The following is a 19,571-nucleotide window of genomic DNA, read 5'->3' as shown; positions in this document are numbered from 1 at the left end:
CCGTTCCCGTTCCCGTTCCCGCACCCGTCACGCACCCCTGCCCCCACTCCCCCGCCCGCCCCACCCGCAGGCCACCCCCGCCCCCGCCCCACCCCCGTACCGATCTTTGTCATGAGCATGGACGTAGACCGCGCTTTCTGCAACGCTTCAACAGACCTACGCAAATTACTTGCAGTGCAACGCTTCTCACGATCACCCCTTCGCAACTTCTCGACATGAGCGAGAGCATCCCCCACCATCCCCCACCTCTGCGGACGAGGAGCACCATGAGCAGCACGCGTATCGGCAGTGCGCCATCCGGCGGCAAGCGGTTCAGATGGCGGACGCTCGCCATGACCCTGGCGGGCAGTCTCGTGATCGTCGGCGGGCCGACCCTGCCCGCGCTGGCGGCCGGCGGCAGCGGCGGACCGGCTCTCGCGGCGCGCGGGGCCGCCGCCGCGAGCAGCGCGGGCGGGCACGGGGCCGCCGCGCTGAACGACGGCGACCGGGACACCTACTGGCAGGGCGCCCGGGGGGACTTCCCCGCCTGGGCGCAGATCGACCTCGGGGCCAGTACCAAGATCGACCAGGCGGTGCTGAGGCTGCCCGAGGGGTTCAAGTCCCGGACGCAGACCCTCTCCGTGCAGGGCAGCGCCGACGGTGAGGCGTTCCGGATCCTGGTGCCCTCGGCGGAGTACACCTTCGCCCCGGCCGACGACAACACCGTGACCATCGGCTTCCCGGCGCTCGACACCCGTTATCTGCGGGTGGAGATCACCGGCAACAGTGCCGCGGGCGCCGGTCAGCTCGCCGAGCTGGAGGCGCACCAGGCGACCGGCAGCAGTGCCGATCTGGCCCGCGGCAAGCGGGTGACCGCCAGCAGCGCGGCGGCCGGACACGCGGCGGGCTCGGCCGCGGACGCCGACCGGGGCAGCTACTGGAAGAGCGGCAAGGGCGACTCCGCGCCCTGGGTCCAGACCGACCTGGGCGCGGCGCTGCCGGTGAACCGGGTGGTCATGAAGCTGCCCGCCGGGTTCGACGCGCGGACGCAGACGCTGAAGGTGCAGGGCAGCACCGACGGCAAGCACCGTACGGACCTCGTCGCCGAGGCGGTGTACCGGTTCGACCCGGCCGGGGGGAACCAGGCCACCATCAGCTTCGACACCACGACCACCCGGTATCTGCGGCTCGCGCTCGCCGGGGCGTCGAAGAAGAGCGGGGGGCAGTTCGGCGAGGTCGAGGTGTACGGGCCCGCGACCGGCGACACCTCGGCGCCCTCCGCGCCCGGTTCGCTCCGGCTGACCGAGCCCGCCACCGGGCAGGTCGCCCTGTCATGGGCGGCGGCGAAGGACGACACGAAGGTCACCGGGTACGACATCTATCTCGGCGGGGTGCTGCGGACCACCGTCGCCGGGAACGTCACCTCGTACACCGACGACCAGCCCGCCGACCGGACGCTCGCCTACAAGGTCACGGCCCGGGACGCGGCCGGGAACCAGTCGGCGGCGAGCGGCACGGTGACCCGTGCGGCGGCGAAGGGCGACACCGACGCGCCGACCCCGCCCACCGGACTGACCGCGCGGGCGGCGACGTCGGGCGCGGTGAGCCTGGGCTGGCAGCGGTCGGCCGATGACAAGAAGGTGACCGGGTACGACATCTACGCCGACCACAAGCGGGTCGGGAGCGTCGCCGGGAACGTCACCTCGTACACCGACGACCGGCCGGCCGGGGCGACGGTGACGTACCAGGTGCGGGCGAGGGACGCGGCCGGGAACACCTCGCCGTTCAGCGCGAAGGCGGCGACCACCGGGGACGCCGGGATCCTGGCGACCAACCTCGCGGTGGGCAAGCCGGTCACCGTCTCCGGGTATGTGCACACCTTCGTCGGGCCGAACGCGGTGGACAACAACGTCGGCACGTACTGGGAGGGCGCCAGCGGGGTGTGGCCCAGTGTGCTCACCGTGAAGCTGGGGGCCAACGCCGACATCAGCCAGGTCGTCATCAAGCTCAACCCCGACCCGATCTGGGGGGCGCGCACCCAGAACATCCAGATCCTCGGCCGGGAGCAGAGCCAGACCGCGTACACCAGTCTGGTGGCGGCCACGAACTACGGCTTCAATCCGAGCACCGGGAACACGCTCACCATCCCGGTGACCGCGCGGACCGCCGATGTCCAGGTGCGGATCAACAGCAACACCGGGGCGCCCGGCGGGCAGATCGGCGAGTTGCAGGTCATCGGTGACCCGGCGCCCAACCCGGATCTGACGGTGAGCAGTCTGACGGCCTCCCCCGCCTCCCCGGTGGAGACGGACAGCGTCAGCCTGACCGCCCGGGTCGCCAACACCGGCAGCGCCGCCTCCCCGGCCAGCAACGTCAACTTCTATCTGGGCACCACCAAGGTGGCCACCGCCAATGTCGGCGCCATCGCGGCGGGCGCGTCCAGTGATGTCACCGCTTCCATCGGCACCCGGGACGCGGGCTCGTACCAGCTCACCGCGAAGGTCGACGAGGCCAACACGGTCGTCGAGCAGAACGACACCAACAACTCCTTCACCGCCGCGAACCCGCTGGTGGTCCAGCCGGTGCAGAGCGCCGACCTGGTGGCCTCGCCGGTCGGCTGGTCCCCGGACAACCCGGCGGCGGGCGCCGCGGTGAACTTCACCGTCGCCATCAAGAACCAGGGCACCATCGCCTCCGCGTCCGGCGCGCACAATGTCACCCTGACCCTGCTCAACGAGTCCGGCGGGACGGTCCGCACCCTGACCGGCAGCTACAGCGGGGCCATCGCGGCCGGGGCCACCACCAGCCCGATCGCGCTGGGCTCCTGGACCGCGGTCGGCGGCAAGTACACCGTGCGCACGGTGATCGCCGACGACGCCAATGAACTGCCGGTCAAGCGCGCCAACAACACCAGCACCAAGGCGCTCTTCGTGGGCCGCGGCGCCAATCTGCCGTTCTCGATGTACGAGGCGGAGGACGGCGTCGTCGGCGGCGGCGCCCAGACGATCGGCCCGAACCGGACCGTCGGCGACCCGGCGGGCGAGGCGTCCGGCCGCAGGGCCGTCACCCTCAACAACACCGGCAACTACGTCGAGTGGACCACCAAGGAGCCCACCAACACCCTCGTCACCCGGTTCTCCATCCCGGACTCGGCGGGCGGCGGCGGCATCGACTCCACCCTCAACATCTACGTCAACGGCACCTTCCACAAGGCGATCAGCCTGACCTCGAAGTACGCGTGGCTGTACGGCGCCGAGGCGAGCCCGAGCAACTCACCGGGCGCGGGCCCCGCACGGCACATCTACGACGAGGCCAATGTCCTGCTGGACTCGACCGTCCCGGCGGGCGCCAGGATACGGCTCCAGAAGGACGCCGCGAACACCTCGCAGTACACGATCGACTTCATCAACACCGAGCAGGTCGCCCAGATCGCCAACCCCGACCCGGCGCGCTACACCACCCCGGGCGGGTTCACCCAGCAGGATGTGCAGTCCGCCCTGGACCGGGTGCGGATGGACACCACCGGCACGCTGCTCGGGGTGTACCTGCCGGCCGGCACCTACCAGACGACCAGCAAGTTCAATGTGTACGGCAAGGCCGTGCGGGTGGTCGGCGCCGGGCCCTGGTACAGCCGCTTCGCCGCACCGGCGAGCCAGTCGAACACGGATGTCGGCTTCCGGATCGAGTCGTCGGCCAATGGCTCGACCTTCGCCCACTTCTCCTACTTCGGCAACTACAACTCCCGCAACGACGGCCCCGGCAAGGTCTTCGGTGATCTGTCCAATGTCAGCAATCTGACCATCGACAATCTCTGGGTCGAGCACCAGATGTGCCTGTACTGGGCCGCCAACAGCGACAACGTCACCATCAAGAACAGCCGGATCCGGGACACGTTCGCCGACGCCGTCAATATGACGAACGGGTCGCAGAACAACCTGATCCAGAACAACGAGGCCCGCTCCACCGGCGACGACAGCTTCGCCCTGTTCGCGGCCACCGACAACGGCGGCGGCAACAACACCGGCAACGTCTACGAGAATCTGACGTCGATCCTGACCTGGCGGGCGGCCGGAATCGCGGTCTACGGCGGCGAGAACAACGTGTTCCGCAATCTCTACATCGCGGACACCCTGGTCTACTCCGGCATCACCATCAGCTCGCTCGACTTCGGGTATCCGATGAACGGCTTCGGTCCCGGCCAGACCAAGGTGGAGAACGCCTCCCTGGTCAGAGCGGGCGGCCATTTCTGGGGCAGCCAGACCTTCGGCGCCATCTGGATGTTCTCGGCGTCGAAGACGTTCACCGCGATCCGGGTCACCGATGTGGACATCGTCGATCCCACCTACAGCGGGATCATGTTCCAGACGAACTATGTCGGCGGGCAGCCGCAGAACTCCGTCCAGGACACCGTGCTGACGGATGTCTCGATCAGCGGCGCGCAGAAGAGCGGCGACGCCTACGACGCCAAGTCCGGCTTCGGGATCTGGGCCAATGAGCTGCCCGAACCCGGCCAGGGCCCGGCGGTGGGCTCGGCGACCTTCGTGGGCCTGACCCTGAGCAACAACGCGACCGACATCAGGAACACCACCTCGACGTTCACCGTCAACCGGCAGTGACCGACCCGGCTCACTCCTCCGACGCGCCCCGCTTCGCCTACGCGCCGAGCACCGTCTCGGCGAGGAAGCGGGGCGCGTCCCCGTGCGCCAGGCGGCCGGTGGCCACATCGGACGCGGCGGCGGTGCCGGCGCTGGTGGTGACGCCGGGAGCGGGGCGGGAGCAAGGCCGCTCCGCGCGGCTCAGGGGGCCGACTTCCGGCCCCGGGACCGGCGTCCCGCTCCGGCCACGACCGATCCGCGCGCCTCAGGGGCCGACCAGTGTCACGTCCGCCGCGCCCACGGCGTGGAAAATGGGCAACGGCAGCCCCTGGGAGCGCAGTTCGGTCACCGTCGCCTCGACGTTCGCGGCGCCCGGCACGAGGGTGCTGGGCGACGGGCGGCCGGTGTTGGTCCACGGGTGCAGGGCTCCGTCGCACAGCGCGGGGCTGCCGCCGATGCCGTAGCGCACCTGGGGCTGGGCGGTGGGAGAACCCTGGGTGACGGAGGAGCTGACGAAGACGGGGCCGGTGGCGCCGAGACAGCGGTAGGTACCGGAGAGCGTGACGGTCCCGTCGGCGGCGATCCGGCCGTAGGGGTCGACGGTCACCGACGCGAAGGGCCCGGCGGTGGCGGGGGCGGCGGGCGCGGACAGGGCGAGGGCCAGCAGGGCAGCGGCGGCGGCACCGAGAACGGGGCGGACGGACATGGGGGAGCCTCCAGGTGGGGGGTGTCGTTCCGGTACCTGAGGTACCGCGTGGGGCCCGCCGGGGCGGCGGTACGGCCGTCCGACGCCCGTGAACGTCACTCCAACGGTCGGCGCCGGGCACGTGTGCCCACCGGCCCTCGTACCCCGCCCCGACGACGTCACCGCCGTGCCGCACCTGGTGAGCGCCCACCCCGAGCAGGGCTGGAGCCTGCTCTGCGACGGCACGACCGTCTTCGACGACTCCGGTGAACCGCTGCCCGACGGACGGGTGATCGCCCCGCAACGGCCGACGGTGGCAACGGCGGCGTGACCACCGGGATGACCACCGGGTCGACCACCGCGTGACCACCGGGACCACCACGGACGACCGCCGGGACAACCGTCCCATGACCACCGCGACCACCACGGACGACCGCCGGGACGACCACCTCATGACCACCGGGACCACCGCCGGGACAACCACCGCGTGACCCTCTACGGCAGCACCGCGAACCCGTCCAGCTCCACCAGCGCCGCCTCGTCCCACAACCGCACCACCTGCACCACCGCCATCGCCGGATAGTCCCGCCCCGCCAGCCGCCGCCAGATACGGCCCAGTTCCGGGGCGTGCGCCCGGTACGCGGCGACATCCGTGGCGTAGACGGTGACCCGGGCCAGATCCCCGGGGGCGCCGCCCGCCGCCGCCAGCGCAGCCAGCAGATTGCTCAGCGCCCGCTCGAACTGCGCGGTCAGCGACGCCCCGCCGACCACCCGGCCGTCCCCGTCCAGCGCGGTCTGCCCGGCGAGGAACACCAGCCGCGACCCGGTCGCGACCACCGCGTGCGAGAACCCCGCCGCCGGCGACAGCTCCGCCGGATCGATCCGCTCGGCGCTCACCGGCCCGCCCCTTCCGCCCGCTCCCGCAACCCCCGGTACAGCTCCTTCGCGATGATCGACCGCTGCACCTCACTCGCCCCCTCGTAGATCCTCGGTGCCCGCACCTCCCGGTACAGATGCTCCAGCGGATGCCCGCGCCGCAGGGCCGCCGCCCCGTGCAGTTGGACCGCCGTGTCCACCACGAACTGCGCGGTCTCGGTGGCCAGCAGCTTCGCCGCCGCCGACCGCCGGGGCACCTCCGGGTCGTCCGGGCCGCCCGTGTCGTACGCCGAGGCCGCCGCGTACACCATCAGCCGGGCCGCCTCGGTGCGCAGGGACATCTCGGCGACCTGGTGGGCGACGGACTGGAGGTCGGCGAGCTTGCCGCCGAAGGCGTCCCGCCCGGCGGTGTGGGCGAGGGTGGCGTCCAGCGCGGCCTGGGCCATGCCGACGGCGAAGGCGCCGACGCTGGGCCGGAAGAGCCGGAGGGTGTCCATCGCGACCCGGAAGCCGCCGCCGACCTCGCCGAGAACGTCCGCCCGGGTGACGGGGACACCGTCGAAGCGCAGGGCGCCGATCGGGTGCGGGGAGAGCATGTCGAGGGGGGTGCCGGTGAGGCCGGGCCGGTCGGCGGGGACCAGGAACGCGGTGATCCCGCGGGCCCCGGCGCCGGGCGTCGTCCGGGCGAAGACGGTGTAGAAGTCGGCCTCGGGGGCGTTGGAGATCCAGCACTTCTCGCCGGTGAGGGTCCAGCCTTGGGCGCCGTCGGCGAGCGCGGCCAGTTGCAGGGCGGCGGCGTCGGAGCCCGCGCCGGGCTCGCTGAGCGCGAACGCGGCGACGAGACGCCCCTCCCCGACCCCGGGCAGCCAGCGGTCGCGCTGCGCGGCGCTGCCGTGGGTGTGCACGGGGTGGGCGCCGAGGCCCTGGAGGGCGAGGGCGGTCTCCGCCTCGGCGCACTCCCGGGCGAGGGACTCGCGCATCAGACAGAGGCCGAGGGCGCCGGAGGTGAAGAGCCGGGCCGTCAGCCCCAGGGCGCCGAGTTCGGCGACGAGCGGCCGGTTGACCCGGCCGGGGGTGCCCCGGTCGGCGAGCGGGCGCAGCCGCCGGGCGGCCAGTTCGCGCAGCTCGGCGCACCAGGTGCGCTGTTCCGGTTCGAGCGAGAATGCGGGCACGGCCGGGCACTCCTCTCCCCCACCGACATCGGGACCGCCCGGCGCGGTGCTGCCGGAACACCGGACACCGCCCACCGGACACCTCCGAGGCTATCGCGCGCCATTGACTGTCGTCACCAACGCGTTACGCTCCCTGTGTGCACATCCCCCACCGGGGACGCCCTCCACCGGGGACGCACAGCACCGCACGGCAGCACCGCGCGACCGCGTCACGGAAGCCACCGGGGAGCCGCCGGGGAGCCGCCGGAGGCGCGAGGCAGGCGCGGACACGACCCACCCGACCCACCCGGCCCACCAGGCCCACCCGGCAAGGGGGCGATCCACCCATGGACGGTCCGACCCGCTCCGCCCACGTCGACACCTTCGCGCGCGACCACCTCCCCCCGCGCGAGCAGTGGCCCCGGCTCCGCTTCGAACTCCCGGAGCTGCGCTACCCCGAACGCCTGAACTGCGCCACCGAACTCCTCGCGGGCGGCGCCCCGGACGCCCCCGTGCTGCGCACCCCGGACGCCGACCCGTGGACGTACGCCGACCTGGGTGAGCGGGTCGACCGGATCGCGCATGTGCTCACCGGGGAGCTGGGGGTGGTCCCCGGCAACCGGGTGCTGCTGCGCGGCCCCACCACGCCCTGGCTGGTCGCCTGCTGGCTGGCGGTGCTCAAGGCGGGAGCGGTCGCGGTCACCGTGCTGGCCCAGCAGCGCCCGCACGAACTGGCCACCCTCTGCGGAATCGCCCGGGTCTCGCACGCCCTGTGCGACAGCCGCTCGCTCACCGACCTCGCCCGCGCGAAGGTCCCCGGCCTGCGCGTCACGCCGTACGGCGGTGACGGTCCCGGTGATCTGCTGCGGCTCCCGGCGCCGGAGGCCCCGTTCCCGGCCGCCGACACCGCCGCCGACGACGTGGCGCTGATCGCGTTCACCTCCGGCACCACCGGGCGGCCCAAGGGCTGTCTGCACCTCCACCGGGATGTGCTGGCGGTCGCGGACACCTTCTCCCGGCATGTCCTCAAGCCCCGCGCCGACGATGTGTTCACCGGGTCGCCGCCGCTCGGGTTCACCTTCGGGCTCGGCGGGCTGGTGGTGTTCCCGATGCGGGCGGGCGCCAGTTCCCTCCTCCTCGAAGAGGCCGGGCCGCGCCGGCTCCTCCCGGCCGTCGCCGCGCACCGGGTATCGGTACTCTTCACCGCGCCGACCGCCTACCGGGCGATGCTCGGCGAGCTGGCCGGGCACGACATCGGCTCGCTGCGCCGCTGTGTCTCGGCCGGGGAGAATCTGCCCGCCGCCACCTGGCACGCCTGGCGCGAGCACACCGGCCTGAAGATCATCAACGGCATCGGCGCCACCGAGCTGCTGCACATCTTCATCTCCGCCGCCGACGACGCCATACGCCCCGGCACCACCGGCCTCCCGGTGCCGGGCTGGGAGGCGCGGGTGCAGGACGGCGACGGCAGACCGCTGCCCGACGGCAGCCCCGGACTGCTCGCCGTGCGCGGCCCGGTCGGCTGCCGCTATCTCGCCGACGACCGCCAGCGCGAGTACGTCCGCGACGGCTGGAACATCACCGGCGACACCTATGTCCGCGACACCGACGGCTACTTCCGCTATGTCGCCCGCGCCGACGACATGATCATCTCCGCCGGGTACAACATCGCCGGACCCGAGGTGGAGGACGCTCTGCTGCGCCATCCGGAGGTGGTAGAGGCGGCGGTGGTGGGGCGCGAGGACGCCGGGCGGGGGCAGATCGTGGTGGCGCACGTGGTGGTGAAGAAGGGCGCCGGACAGGACGCCGACGCGCTGCGCGCCTTCGTCAGGGCGGAGCTGGCACCGTACAAGTGCCCACGGGAGATCACCTTCCTGGACGCCCTCCCCCGCACCGCGACCGGCAAACTCCAACGATTCCGCCTACGCGAGCCACCCCACCCCTGACCCCACCCCAGGCCCACCCCAGGCCCACCCCCACCCCTGCCCCTGCCCCTGCCCCTGCCCCTGCCGAGGACATCTGCCCTGCCGCCCTCCCCTCCCCGGAGACCTCGGATGACCAGCGGCGATACCGAGTGCCTAAGATGATCAACGTGTCCGACCAGCATGCCCCACGGTCCCTCATCGTCACGCTCTACGGCGCGTACGGCCGGGACTTCCCCGGCCCCGTGCCCGTCGCCGAGCTGATCCGGCTGCTGGCCGCGGTGGGCGTCGACGCGCCCTCCGTACGGTCCTCGGTGTCCCGGCTGAAGCGGCGCGGCCTGCTGCTGCCCGCCCGCACCGCCGAGGGCGCCGCCGGATACGAACTCTCCCCGGACGCCCGGCAGTTGCTCCAGGACGGCGACAGACGGGTGTACGCCCCGCCGCCCGACGGGGACGAGGGCTGGGTCCTCGCGGTGTTCTCGGTCCCGGAGTCGGAACGGCAGAAACGGCACGTCCTGCGCTCCCGGCTGTCCGGCCTCGGCTTCGGCACGGCCGCCCCCGGCGTCTGGATCGCCCCGGCCCGCCTCTACGAGGAGACCCGGCACACCCTGCACCGGCTGCGCCTGGACGGCTATGTCGATCTGTTCCGGGGCGAGCACCTCGGGTTCGCGCCCACCGCGGAGTCGGTGGGCCGGTGGTGGGACCTGGCCGCCATCGCCAAGGAGCACGAGGCGTTCCTCGACCGCCACGGGCCGGTGCTGCGCACCTGGCGGCGGCGGACCGGCACCCCGCCCGAGGAGGCGTACCACGACTACCTCCTCGCCCTGGACTCCTGGCGCCACCTCCCCTACACCGACCCCGGCCTGCCCGCCCCCCTGCTGCCCGTCGACTGGCCCGGCGCCCGCTCGGCAGCGGTCTTCCACGAACTGCACGAACGACTGCGGGACGCCGGGGCGGAGTTCGCGGGGGTGTGACGCGCTGCTCCTGCCCGCGGGCGGAGGGGCCGCGCCGAATCTCGGGTGACGGCAGCATGACGGAAGCGCTTCTCCCGCGCCGTTGACGCGTCCACCCGTACGGTCGGCGAAGTGCGGAGCGGACTCCGCGAAGTGCTCTCCAACTCGGGCGGCCTCTGCCCTGTCGGGGCTGTCGGAGCGCGGACGGTCTCGTATCGCCGACATCCTGCTTGTAAGGCAGGCGCTCGGGGCCTGGGATGCCGGGCGGTCTAGCGGTCCAGTGTCAGGCGGGGCTTGGGGGCGTCCGTGCGGGCCGTCCTCGGGGGGCGGCTGCCCGCGCGGTACGGGTCCGGCCAGCGCACCCCCGGGCCGTCGTAGCCCTGCTCGGCTGCGGCGTGCAGGGTCCAGTGCGGGTCGTAGAGGTGGGGGCGGGCCAGGGCGCAGAGGTCGGCGCGTCCGGCGAGGATCAGGGAGTTGACGTCGTCCCAGGAGGAGATCGCGCCGACCGCGATCACCGGAACCCCGGCCTCGGCGCGGATCCGGTCGGCGAACGGCGTCTGGTAGGAGCGGCCGAACTCGGGGCGTTCGTCGCTGACGACCTGGCCGGTCGAGACATCGACGGCGTCGGCGCCGTGCGCGGCGAAGGCGCGGGCGATGGCCACGGCGTCGTCGGCGGTGGTGCCGCCGTCGGCCCAGTCGGTGGCGGAGATCCGTACGGTCATGGGCCGCTCGGCCGGCCAGCACTCCCGGACGGCGTCGAAGACCTCCAGCGGGAAGCGGAGCCGCCGGTCGAGGGTGCCGCCGTAGGCGTCGGTGCGGTGGTTGGTGAGGGGGGAGAGGAAGCCGGAGAGGAGGTAGCCGTGGGCGCAGTGCAGTTCGAGGAGGTCGAACCCGGCGTCGGCGGCGCGGGAAGTGGCGTCCATGAACTGCCGCCGGATGGCGTCGAGTTGGGAGGGGGCCAGCCCGGTCGGGGTCTGGCTGTCCGGGCGGTAGGGCAGGGGGGAGGCGGCGACGAGGGGCCAGTTGCCGGTGCCGAGGGGCTCGTCCATGCCCTCCCACATCAGCTTGGTGGAGCCCTTGCGGCCGCTGTGCCCGAGCTGGACGCCGAGGGCGGTGCCGGGGGCCCCGGTGTGGACGAAGTCGGCGATCCGGCGCCAGGCGGTGGCCTGCCGGTCGGTGTAGAGGCCCGCGCAGCCGGGGGTGATCCGGCCCTCGGGGCTGACGCACACCATCTCGGTCATCACCAGTCCGGCGCCGCCGAGGGCGCGGGCGCCGAGATGGACGAGGTGGAAGTCGCCGGGGACGCCGTCGGTGGCGGAGTACAGGTCCATGGGGGAGACGACGACCCGGTTGCGCAGGGTGAGGCCGCGCAACTGGAACGGGGTGAACATCGGCGGGGTGCCGGGCGGGCAGCCGAACTCCTCCTCCACGGCGGCGGTGAAGCCGGGGTCGCGCAGCCGCAGATTGTCATGGGTGACCCGGCGACTGCGGGTGAGCAGGTCGAAGGCGAACTGGCGCGGCGGGCGCCCGAGGCGCCGGCCGAGATCCTCGAACCACTCCAGGCTGGCGCGCGCGGCCCGCTGGGTGGAGGCGACGACGGGCCGTCGCTCGGCCTCGTAGGCGGCGAGGGCGTCGGGGAGGGCGGGGTGCTCTTCGAGCGCGGCGGCGAGGGCGAGGGCGTCCTCGACGGCGAGTTTGGTGCCGGAGCCGATGGAGAAGTGCGCGGTGTGCGCGGCGTCGCCGAGCAGCACGGTGGTGCCGTGCGACCAGCGGGCGTTGACGACGGTGCGGAAGGTGGTCCAGGCGGAGTTGCGGGAGCGCAGGGGGTGGCCGTGGAGGGCGTCGGCGAAGAGCGTGGCGCAGCGGGCGGCGGACTCCTCGACGCCCAGACCGGCGAAGCCTGCGGCCCGCCAGACCTCCTCGCGCATCTCGACGATGACGGTGGAGGCGGCGGGGGCGTAGGGGTAGCCGTGGAGTTGGATGACGCCGTGCTCGGTCTCGGCGATCTCGAAGCGGAAGGCGTCGAAGGCGAGATCGGCGGCGAGCCAGAGGTAGCGGCAGCGGTGCGGGGTGATCCGGGGGCGGAAGGTGCCGGCGTGGATCTCGCGGATGGTGCTGTTGACTCCGTCGGCGGCGACGACGAGGTCGTGCGTGGCGGCGAGGTGGTCGGGGTGCGGGGCGGGGGTGCGGAAGCGGAGGTCGACGCCGAGGGAGCGGCAGCGGTCGTGGAGGATTTCGAGGAGGCGGTGGCGGCCTAGGGCGGCGAAGCCGTGACCTCCGGTGGTGTGGGGGGTGGAGTGGTGGGGGGAGGAGTGGTGGACGATGTCGATGGTGTCCCAGCGGATGAAGTCGCGCTGGAGGGCGTCGTGGACGACGGGGTCGGCGTGTTCGATGCCGCCGAGGGTCTCGTCGGAGAGGACGACACCGAAGCCGAAGGTGTCGTCGGGGGCGTTGCGTTCGTAGACGGTGATGTGGCGGGTGGGGTCGAGGCGTTTGAGGAGGGCGGCGGTGTAGAGGCCGCCGGGGCCGCCTCCGGCTATGGCTACGCGGAGGGGGTGAGGGTGGGGGTGGGGGTGGGGGTGGGGAGGGTTGTGGGGTCGGTGCGGGTGGGTGGGGGCTGGTCGCGCAGTTCCCCGCGCCCCTGGGGTGGGGGCGATCATCGTCGGCTCCAAGTCACCGGCATGCCGGTGGGCGCGATCGCGCGGCCTGGCCGCATATCGGCACAGCACCGCGGCCCTGGGGTGGGGGTGGTCATCCTCGGCTCCAAGTCGCCCGCATGCCGCTGGGCGCGACCGGGCTGCGGAGCCCCATATCGGCACAGCCCCACGGCCCTGGGGTGGGGGCCGTCATCGTCGGCTCCAGGTCACCGGAACGCCGCTGGGCGCAACCACGCGGCCCTGGGACGGAAGGGGTCGTCGGCGTCATGGTCAGTGGCCCTTCCCTGACGGAGGGCGTTTCTCCGTGAACGCCGCGTGGAACTGCGCGTAGTCCTGGCCCGTCATCAGGAGGGCCTGGGTTGAGGCGTCCAGTTCGATCGAGGCGGCCAAGGGCATGTCGAGTTCCGCGGTGAGGAGGGCCTTGGTCTGGGCGTGGGCCAGGGTGGGGCCGTCGGCGAGGCGGCGGGCGAGGGCGTGGGCGGCCCTGTCGGTGTCGCCCTCGTCGGTGAGTTCGCTGATCAGGCCGATGCGCTCGGCCTCGGGCGCGCGGACCGGGTCCCCCAGCATCAGCAGCCGCGTGGCGTGCCCGAGTCCGACGACCCTGGGGAGCAGATACGCGGCGCCCATGTCACCGCCGGAGAGACCGACGCGGGTGAAGAGGAACGCGAACCGGGCGGACGGGTCGGCGACCCGGAAGTCCGCGGCGAGAGCCAGTACCGCCCCGGCGCCCGCCGCCACCCCGTGCAGGGCCGCGATCACCGGGAACGGGCACTCCCGGATCGCCCGGACCACCTGCCCGGTCATCCGGTTGAAGTCGAGGAGCTGGGCGGTGTCCAGGGCGAGGGTGGCGCCGATGATCTCGTCGACGTCCCCGCCGGAGCAGAAGCCACGGCCCTCCCCGGCCAGCACCAGGGCCCGGACCGCCCGCTCCCGGGACAGTTCGGCGAGGAGGTCGCGCAGATCGGCGTAGGCGCCGAAGGTGAGGGCGTTGAGTTTCTCGGGGCGGGCGAGGGTGACCGTGGCGACACCGTCGGACTCCTCGACGCGCAGATGGCGCCAGTGGGGCGTGCGGGCGGCGGAGCCGGTGAACGGACTCATGGCGGGCTGGCCTCCTCGGGCGGACGGGCTCTGCCTCATGAAGCTGCGCTTGCTCTCCCCCTGCTCCCCTCGCTCTCTCGCTCTCTCGCTCCCTGTTCTACCCCGCGAACGTATCACTCATTCGTGACCGCCGTCAGAAGTGCGCGATAGAGGGGAGGGGTGCGCGATAAGAGGGAAGGGTGCGCGGCGCTCACGGAGCGCGGGCGTCCGTTCACCCCCCGCCTCTCTCGTCACCGCTTCTCCCTCAGACGTCAATAACGCGGTAACAACGGGATCAGCCGGAGGCCCCCCGGCGTTCCCCCGGGTAAGTCGCCGAGAAAGGGGTCCCAAAGTCCCGGCGACGCCCGACCAGCGACCCTGCCGGGGGGCGTCGTACCATCCCTAAAGTTGAATGCAGGACAGCTTGAGGTGCCGCTCGGTATCACCCGGTATCACCCGCGTCGCTCAGGGATTCCTGCTCCATGAACGGACTCGCCGTGCACGATCGCTCCGCCGCCTCCGCCACCTGGCGCATCGCACTGCCCCACTCCGCCGCCGCGGTACCGGTCGCGCGGGCCCTGGTGCGCACGGCACTGGCCGAACTGGAGCACGGCGCCGACAGCGACACCGCCGAACTGCTGACCGCGGAACTGGTCGCGAACGCCGTCGAGCACACCTCCGGCGACACCCCGATCGAGCTGGTCCTCCAGTTGCTGCCGACGGGCTGCCAGGTGGAGGTCCACGACCCGGACCCGTACCCGCCCGGCGATCTGACCCGGCCGCCGGAGCACGCGCCCGACCCCTGGCAGGAGCACGGACGGGGACTGCTGCTGATCCGCACCCTCAGCTCGGCCTGCGGCCACCGCCCCACCGAGACGGGCAAGGCGGTGTGGTTCACGCTCCCGGCCGTACCGCCCCAGCGCCGGGGGCCGTAGGGCCCGATGGCCCGGTGCCCGTCAGGCGAGCGTGGCGACGAGTACCGCCTTGATGGTGTGCAGCCGGTTCTCCGCCTCGTCCCAGACGACCGAGTGGGCCGACTCGAAGACCTCGTCGGTCACCTCCAGCGAGTCCAGGCCGTGCCGTTCGTGGATCTCCCGGCCCACCTTGGTGCCGAGGTCGTGGAAGGCGGGCAGGCAGTGCAGGAACCGCACCTCGGGATTGCCGGTGGCCCGCAGCACGTCCATGGTCACCGCGTACGGCGCCAGCGCGGCGATCCGCTCGTCCCAGACCTCCTTGGGCTCGCCCATGGAGACCCAGACGTCGGTGGCGACGAAGTCGGCGCCCCGCACGCCCTCGGCCACCGAGTCGGTGAGGGTGATCCGGGCACCGCTCTCCGCCGCCAGCTCCCGCGCCCGCGCCACCACCTCAGCGGCGGGCCAGTACGCCTCGGGGGCGACGATCCGGACGTCCATGCCGAGCAGGGCGCCGGTGATCAGATAGGAGTTGCCCATGTTGAAGCGGGCGTCGCCGAGGTAGGCGAAGGCGGTGGCGGTGAGCGGCTTGGCGCAGTGCTCGGTCATGGTCAGGACGTCGGCGAGCATCTGGGTGGGGTGCCAGTCGTCGGTGAGTCCGTTGAAGACCGGCACCCCGGCGTACTCCGCCAGCTCCTCCACCGCCCGCTGGCTGTCCCCCCGGTACTCGATCCCGTCGTACATCCGGCCGAGCACCCGGGCGGTGTCCTTCACGGACTCCTTGTGCCCGAGCTGGGAGCCGGAGGGGTCCAGATAGGTGGTGGAGGCGCCCTGGTCGGCCGCCGCGACCTCGAAGGCGCAGCGGGTGCGGGTGGAGGTCTTCTCGAAGATCAGCGCGATGTTCCGGCCGGTCAGACGCCGGGTCTCGGTCCCGGCCCGCTTGGCCGCCTTCAGCTCGGCGGCCAGCTCGATCAGCCCGAGGAACTCCGCACGGGTGAAGTCCAGCTCCTTGAGGAAGCTGCGGCCGGCGAGGGCGGTCGGGACGGTCGCCATGGAGGCTCCAAATTTCGGACGGCGGAGAACAACGGATTGGAAGTCTATACGACCTTTAGCATTCTTATACGAAGCCGTCCCGAAACCGTCCCGAGACCGGCCCCCGAGGCCATCCCCCGACCGTCCCCGGGTGCGCCCCCGCCCCGCACCGCACCGCCCCGCCGGCGGACGCGCACCCCCTCGGCTACACCGCGTCCCGCTCCACCGGGCAGCTCATGCAGCGCGGCCCGCCCCGCCCCCGTCCCAGCTCGCTGCCCGGGATCTCGATCACCTCGATGCCCTGTTTGCGCAGATGGGTGTTGGTGGTGGCGTTGCGTTCGTAGGCGACGACCACCCCGGGCTCCACGGCGAGCACATTGCAGCCGTCGTCCCACTGCTCGCGCTCGGCGGAGTGCACGTCCTGGACGGCGGTCAGCACCCGGATCTCGCTGAGCCCGAGGGCGGCGGCGATGGCCCGGTGCATATGCTCCGGCGGATGGTCGGTGACCTTCAGTTCCCGGTCCCCGGCCCCGGGCTCGATGGTGTACGAGCGGAGCATGCCGAGGCCCGCGTACTGGGTGAAGGTGTCGCCGTCGACCATGGTCATCACGGTGTCGAGATGCATGAAGGCGCGTCGCTTGGGCATGTCCAGCGCCACGATCGTGGTCGCGGAACCGGCCGCGAAGAGCTTGTGCGCCAGCATCTCCACGGCCTGCGGGGTGGTGCGCTCGCTCATCCCGATGAGGACCGCGCCGTTCCCGATGACCAGGACGTCCCCGCCCTCGATGGTGGACGGGTAGTCGGCCTGGCCCTCGGACCAGAGGTGGAAGGGGGCGCCGGTGAACAGCGGATGGTGCCGGTAGATCGCCTCGAAGTGCACGGTCTCGCGCTGCCGGGCGGGCCAGCGCATCGCGTTGATGGAGACGCCGTCGTAGATCCAGGCGGAGGTGTCCCGGGTGAAGAGATGGTTGGGCAGCGGGCCGAGCAGGAAGTCGTCCAGATCCATCGCGTGGAAGCGGACCGAGGTCGGCTCGGCGTGGCCCTGGAGGAACTCCCGTTTGGTCATCCCGCCGACCAGCGCCTCGGCCAGTTCGGCGGCGGACAGCGCGGCGAACGCGGTCCGCAGCGGGCCGGTGGCCAGCGGACCGTACTCCTTCTCGTCGAAGACCCGGTCCAGGACGAGTGCGCGGGCCGCCGGGATCTCCAGGGCCTCGGTGAGCAGTTCGCCGAAGAGATGGACCTCGACACCGCGGTCGCGCAGGACGTCGGCGAAGCCGTCGTGCTCGGCGCGCGCCCGGCGCACCCACAGCACATCGTCGAAGAGCAGCGCGTCCTTGTTGCTGGGGGTGAGCCTTTTGAGCTCCAGATCGGGCCGGTGCAGGATGACGCGGCGCAGCCGCCCGGCCTCGGAATCGACGTGGTATGCCATGCCCCCATCCTGACCAATCGGGCACGTGTTCACCCACGTTTCCCCCAGAGGCCGTCATCGGCGGGCTCGCCCGGGGCCACGGCTGGGGCCGGGGCTACGGCTGGGGCTGCGGCTGCCGGAGTTCCGGGCGGGCCAGCAGGCGGCGCGCGGAGGGGGCCGGGGTGAGGGCCGCGCGGGCGACGATCCAGCCGGCCAGGGCGGGGGTGTCGCCCGGGTCGCGGTCGAGGGCGGCGGCGTAGTGGCGGCACGCGGTGGCCGGGTCACCGGCGGCGAGATGGTCGTCGGCCGTGCGGGGGGCGGTGGGCGCGGTGGCGAAGGTGTGGGTGCGCAGATCGGTCCAGGTGCGCCGGTCCGGGCGGAGCCGGAGGGTGCCGGGCGGGCCGGGCAGCGCGTTGCGCAGCCGCCACTCGGTGCGGTGCAGGGCGGCGGCCGTCCGGGCGCGGGCGAGGGCGGCCGGGGGGACGGGTTCGCGCAGCCAGCCGTCGAGGGTGGCGGCGAGCCCCGACACCAGGCGGTGGCCGGCGGCGGTGAGCCGACCGCTGGTCAGCAGCGTCCGCACCACCAGCCGGCTCTGGAGCCGCCGGAGCGCGAAGTGGTAGGCGGCCCGGTCGGCGTGGTCCGGGTGCTCCGGGTCGGCCGTCCGCTCCCGCCAGAACCCGGCGACGGCGGTGAAGGCGTACGCCCCGTGCAGCAGCCCGGTCAGATGGCGCGGGTCGCCCCGCCAGGGGGCGTAGAAGCGCTCGGCGCGGTCGTCGTCGAGGAGGGGGAAGAGATGGAGCAGGGCGCCGAGTTTGCTGTGCTGGAACTCGTGCACCAGCGCCTCCGCGAGCGGCAGCGCGGTGGCGGGCCGGGCGATGACCATCGCCCCGAAGGTGTCCCCGCTGGACGCGGACACCACGACGGTCGCCGGGGCGGGCGGGGTGAGCGCGGTCCGCCCCCAGGGCACGACGGCCCGGATCCAGGCCGGGTCGAGCCGCCCCGGCACCATCCCGACCCCATCAGCGGCCACCAGCCCGACCCCGTCGGCGGCCACCAGCCCGACCGCCTCCTCGAACACCCGCTGCCACGCCTCCGCCTCGGCCTCCTCCAGCCGCGCGGGCGCAACCGGGTCGTCGAGGTCGCGGTACGGATCGAGGTCGTCGAGCGGGACGGAGACGGAGCCGTCGGCGAGGGTGAGGGTGAGGGTGCGCAGGGGGAACCAGCCCGGGGAGTCCCGCTCCCCGGCGGTCCGTCGCGCGCCGATCGGCGCGGTCGCCGGGCGGCAGCGCAGGGTGTGGGTGCGGCCGTGGCGGTCCTGCCCGGTGAGGGTGAGCACCCCGGCGGAGGTACGGGCTCGGCCGAGGGCCGGTCCGTGGGTCGCCGGGCCGGGTGTCGCCGGGTCGTTGATCGCCGGGCCATCCGTCGCCGGACCGCCCATCGCCGATCGATCGGCCACCGCTCCGTCCATCGCCGGGTCGCCCAGGGCAACCGCCCCGTCCGCCACCGGCAGCCCCTCCCCCGCCGGGTACAGCACCGCCCGCCCCAGCCCCGGCAGATGCAACCCCCCGTCGGTCAGCGCGACCCGCAGATCCGCCTCCGTACCGGCCCGCAGGGACGCGGCGACGGCGAGGGCGGCGAGGTGACCGGCCTCCGCCCACAGCGGGGGGCCGCCGGACGACGTGCCGTGGACGCGGCGCAGCAGATGGGCGAGCCAGCCGCCGGTCGAGGGGGCGAGGAGCAGCGCGTCGACCGCGTCCGGCGCCCGTTCGGCGGCCTCCTTGACGGTCCGCCAGGTCTCGGCGGGCCCGGTCAGCGGGGTGGGCAGTCCGGCGAGCCGGTCGAGCAGGGTGCGCAGCAGGAGCAGCCGGCGGGCCCGCTCGCCACGGACCAGGAAGGCCACCGCCTCGTCCGACCCGCCCCCGGTGGCCAGCTCCGCGAACAGCCGGTCGGGCATCCGGAACGGGGCGGTACGGGGCGGGGGCACGGACGCGCTGCTCATGGGCGGGGACCTCCGGTCGCGGGGCGGGCGTGCGGTGGGGTGGGGCGGGTCAGCCGGTCCGCCCGGCGGTCACTCGGCCCGCCCGCTCGGCCCCTCGTTCCCGCCCTTCTGGACACCGTGCCGGGCGCGCAGGACTTCTTGCAGCACACGGGCCTGGGCGCCCAGCGGAGGGAGTGCGTCCACGGCGGACAGGGACAGCCCCGTGAGGTCGGCCAGGTCCGATTCCCAGAGCCCGGTACCCGCCGGGACGGCCGGCACCGGGCCGGCGACCTCGGCGTGGTGCACAGCGGACGGCTGGTTCAAGATGGTCCCCCTTCTCGCACAGC

Annotated in this window: 15 protein-coding genes; 6 read left to right on the top strand and 9 right to left on the bottom strand. The window is 73.1% G+C overall.

Features of this window, described 5'->3' with window-relative positions; all coding sequences use genetic code 11:
* Nucleotides 1-332 precede the first annotated feature (332 nt).
* Nucleotides 333-4,595 (top strand): discoidin domain-containing protein, encoded by a 4,263-nt coding sequence (locus AB0O01_RS16225; RefSeq protein WP_365314404.1) that lies wholly within the window; start codon nucleotides 333-335, stop codon nucleotides 4,593-4,595.
* Between the two features lie 244 nt (nucleotides 4,596-4,839).
* On the opposite strand, the gene AB0O01_RS16220 is transcribed toward AB0O01_RS16225, so the two are convergent.
* Entirely contained in the window at nucleotides 4,840-5,280 is a 441-nt protein-coding gene (locus AB0O01_RS16220; protein WP_365313860.1) for a DUF6299 family protein, read from the bottom strand.
* A gap of 121 nt (nucleotides 5,281-5,401) precedes the next feature.
* Between AB0O01_RS16220 and AB0O01_RS16215 the strand changes: the two genes are divergently transcribed.
* Together AB0O01_RS16215 and AB0O01_RS16210 are read left to right on the top strand one after the other, a co-directional pair.
* Nucleotides 5,402-5,590 carry a DUF5999 family protein gene (locus AB0O01_RS16215; RefSeq protein ID WP_365314402.1) on the top strand — a complete coding sequence of 63 codons (189 nt, stop codon included), beginning with the start codon at nucleotides 5,402-5,404 and terminating at the stop codon, nucleotides 5,588-5,590.
* Nucleotides 5,591-5,621: 31 nt separating this feature from the next.
* Nucleotides 5,622-5,750: a hypothetical protein gene (locus AB0O01_RS16210; RefSeq protein ID WP_365313858.1), complete on the top strand. Its 129-nt coding sequence runs from the start codon at nucleotides 5,622-5,624 to the stop codon at nucleotides 5,748-5,750.
* A gap of 4 nt (nucleotides 5,751-5,754) precedes the next feature.
* On the opposite strand, the gene AB0O01_RS16205 is transcribed toward AB0O01_RS16210, so the two are convergent.
* Nucleotides 5,755-6,156 carry a Rid family hydrolase gene (locus tag AB0O01_RS16205; RefSeq protein ID WP_365313856.1) on the bottom strand — a complete coding sequence of 134 codons (402 nt, stop codon included), beginning with the start codon at nucleotides 6,154-6,156 and terminating at the stop codon, nucleotides 5,755-5,757.
* Nucleotides 6,153-7,307, bottom strand: a complete 1,155-nt coding sequence (locus AB0O01_RS16200; protein ID WP_365313854.1) for an acyl-CoA dehydrogenase family protein — start codon at nucleotides 7,305-7,307, stop codon at nucleotides 6,153-6,155. The genes AB0O01_RS16205 and AB0O01_RS16200 overlap by 4 nt, the downstream gene beginning before the upstream one ends.
* A gap of 326 nt (nucleotides 7,308-7,633) precedes the next feature.
* On the opposite strand from AB0O01_RS16200, the gene AB0O01_RS16195 reads away from it, so the two are divergent.
* Together AB0O01_RS16195 and AB0O01_RS16190 are read left to right on the top strand one after the other, a co-directional pair.
* On the top strand, nucleotides 7,634-9,232 hold the full coding sequence (locus AB0O01_RS16195; protein ID WP_365313852.1) for an AMP-binding protein: 1,599 nt from the start codon (nucleotides 7,634-7,636) through the stop codon (nucleotides 9,230-9,232).
* A gap of 137 nt (nucleotides 9,233-9,369) precedes the next feature.
* The gene (locus AB0O01_RS16190; RefSeq protein ID WP_365313849.1) at nucleotides 9,370-10,182 is read left to right on the top strand and encodes a PaaX family transcriptional regulator C-terminal domain-containing protein; all 813 of its coding nucleotides are present in this window, start codon (nucleotides 9,370-9,372) and stop codon (nucleotides 10,180-10,182) included.
* A 248-nt stretch (nucleotides 10,183-10,430) separates the two neighbouring features.
* Here AB0O01_RS16190 and AB0O01_RS16185 read toward each other — a convergent pair whose 3' ends face one another.
* Nucleotides 10,431-12,821: a bifunctional salicylyl-CoA 5-hydroxylase/oxidoreductase gene (locus tag AB0O01_RS16185; RefSeq protein ID WP_365313847.1), complete on the bottom strand. Its 2,391-nt coding sequence runs from the start codon at nucleotides 12,819-12,821 to the stop codon at nucleotides 10,431-10,433.
* Between the two features lie 267 nt (nucleotides 12,822-13,088).
* The gene (locus tag AB0O01_RS16180) at nucleotides 13,089-13,916 is read right to left on the bottom strand and encodes an enoyl-CoA hydratase family protein (RefSeq protein WP_365313845.1); all 828 of its coding nucleotides are present in this window, start codon (nucleotides 13,914-13,916) and stop codon (nucleotides 13,089-13,091) included.
* A 461-nt stretch (nucleotides 13,917-14,377) separates the two neighbouring features.
* On the opposite strand from AB0O01_RS16180, the gene AB0O01_RS16175 reads away from it, so the two are divergent.
* The gene (locus tag AB0O01_RS16175; RefSeq protein ID WP_365313843.1) at nucleotides 14,378-14,830 is read left to right on the top strand and encodes an ATP-binding protein; all 453 of its coding nucleotides are present in this window, start codon (nucleotides 14,378-14,380) and stop codon (nucleotides 14,828-14,830) included.
* A gap of 21 nt (nucleotides 14,831-14,851) precedes the next feature.
* Here the strand turns inward: AB0O01_RS16175 and argF are convergent, their stop codons facing one another.
* The 4 genes from argF to AB0O01_RS16155 form a co-directional block, all read right to left on the bottom strand.
* Nucleotides 14,852-15,859 (bottom strand): ornithine carbamoyltransferase, encoded by a 1,008-nt coding sequence (gene argF, locus AB0O01_RS16170; RefSeq protein WP_365313841.1) that lies wholly within the window; start codon nucleotides 15,857-15,859, stop codon nucleotides 14,852-14,854.
* Nucleotides 15,860-16,043: 184 nt separating this feature from the next.
* Nucleotides 16,044-17,267 carry an arginine deiminase gene (locus tag AB0O01_RS16165; protein ID WP_365313836.1) on the bottom strand — a complete coding sequence of 408 codons (1,224 nt, stop codon included), beginning with the start codon at nucleotides 17,265-17,267 and terminating at the stop codon, nucleotides 16,044-16,046.
* Nucleotides 17,268-17,361: 94 nt separating this feature from the next.
* Nucleotides 17,362-19,245: an HEXXH motif-containing putative peptide modification protein gene (locus tag AB0O01_RS16160; protein ID WP_365313834.1), complete on the bottom strand. Its 1,884-nt coding sequence runs from the start codon at nucleotides 19,243-19,245 to the stop codon at nucleotides 17,362-17,364.
* A 69-nt stretch (nucleotides 19,246-19,314) separates the two neighbouring features.
* Entirely contained in the window at nucleotides 19,315-19,548 is a 234-nt protein-coding gene (locus tag AB0O01_RS16155; protein ID WP_365313832.1) for a hypothetical protein, read from the bottom strand.
* Nucleotides 19,549-19,571: the final 23 nt, after the last annotated feature.

This window comes from Streptomyces sp. NPDC093252 (genome assembly GCF_040683675.1).
Lineage (GTDB): Bacteria > Actinomycetota > Actinomycetes > Streptomycetales > Streptomycetaceae > Streptomyces.
This window is presented reverse-complemented; position numbering and strand designations above follow the sequence as displayed.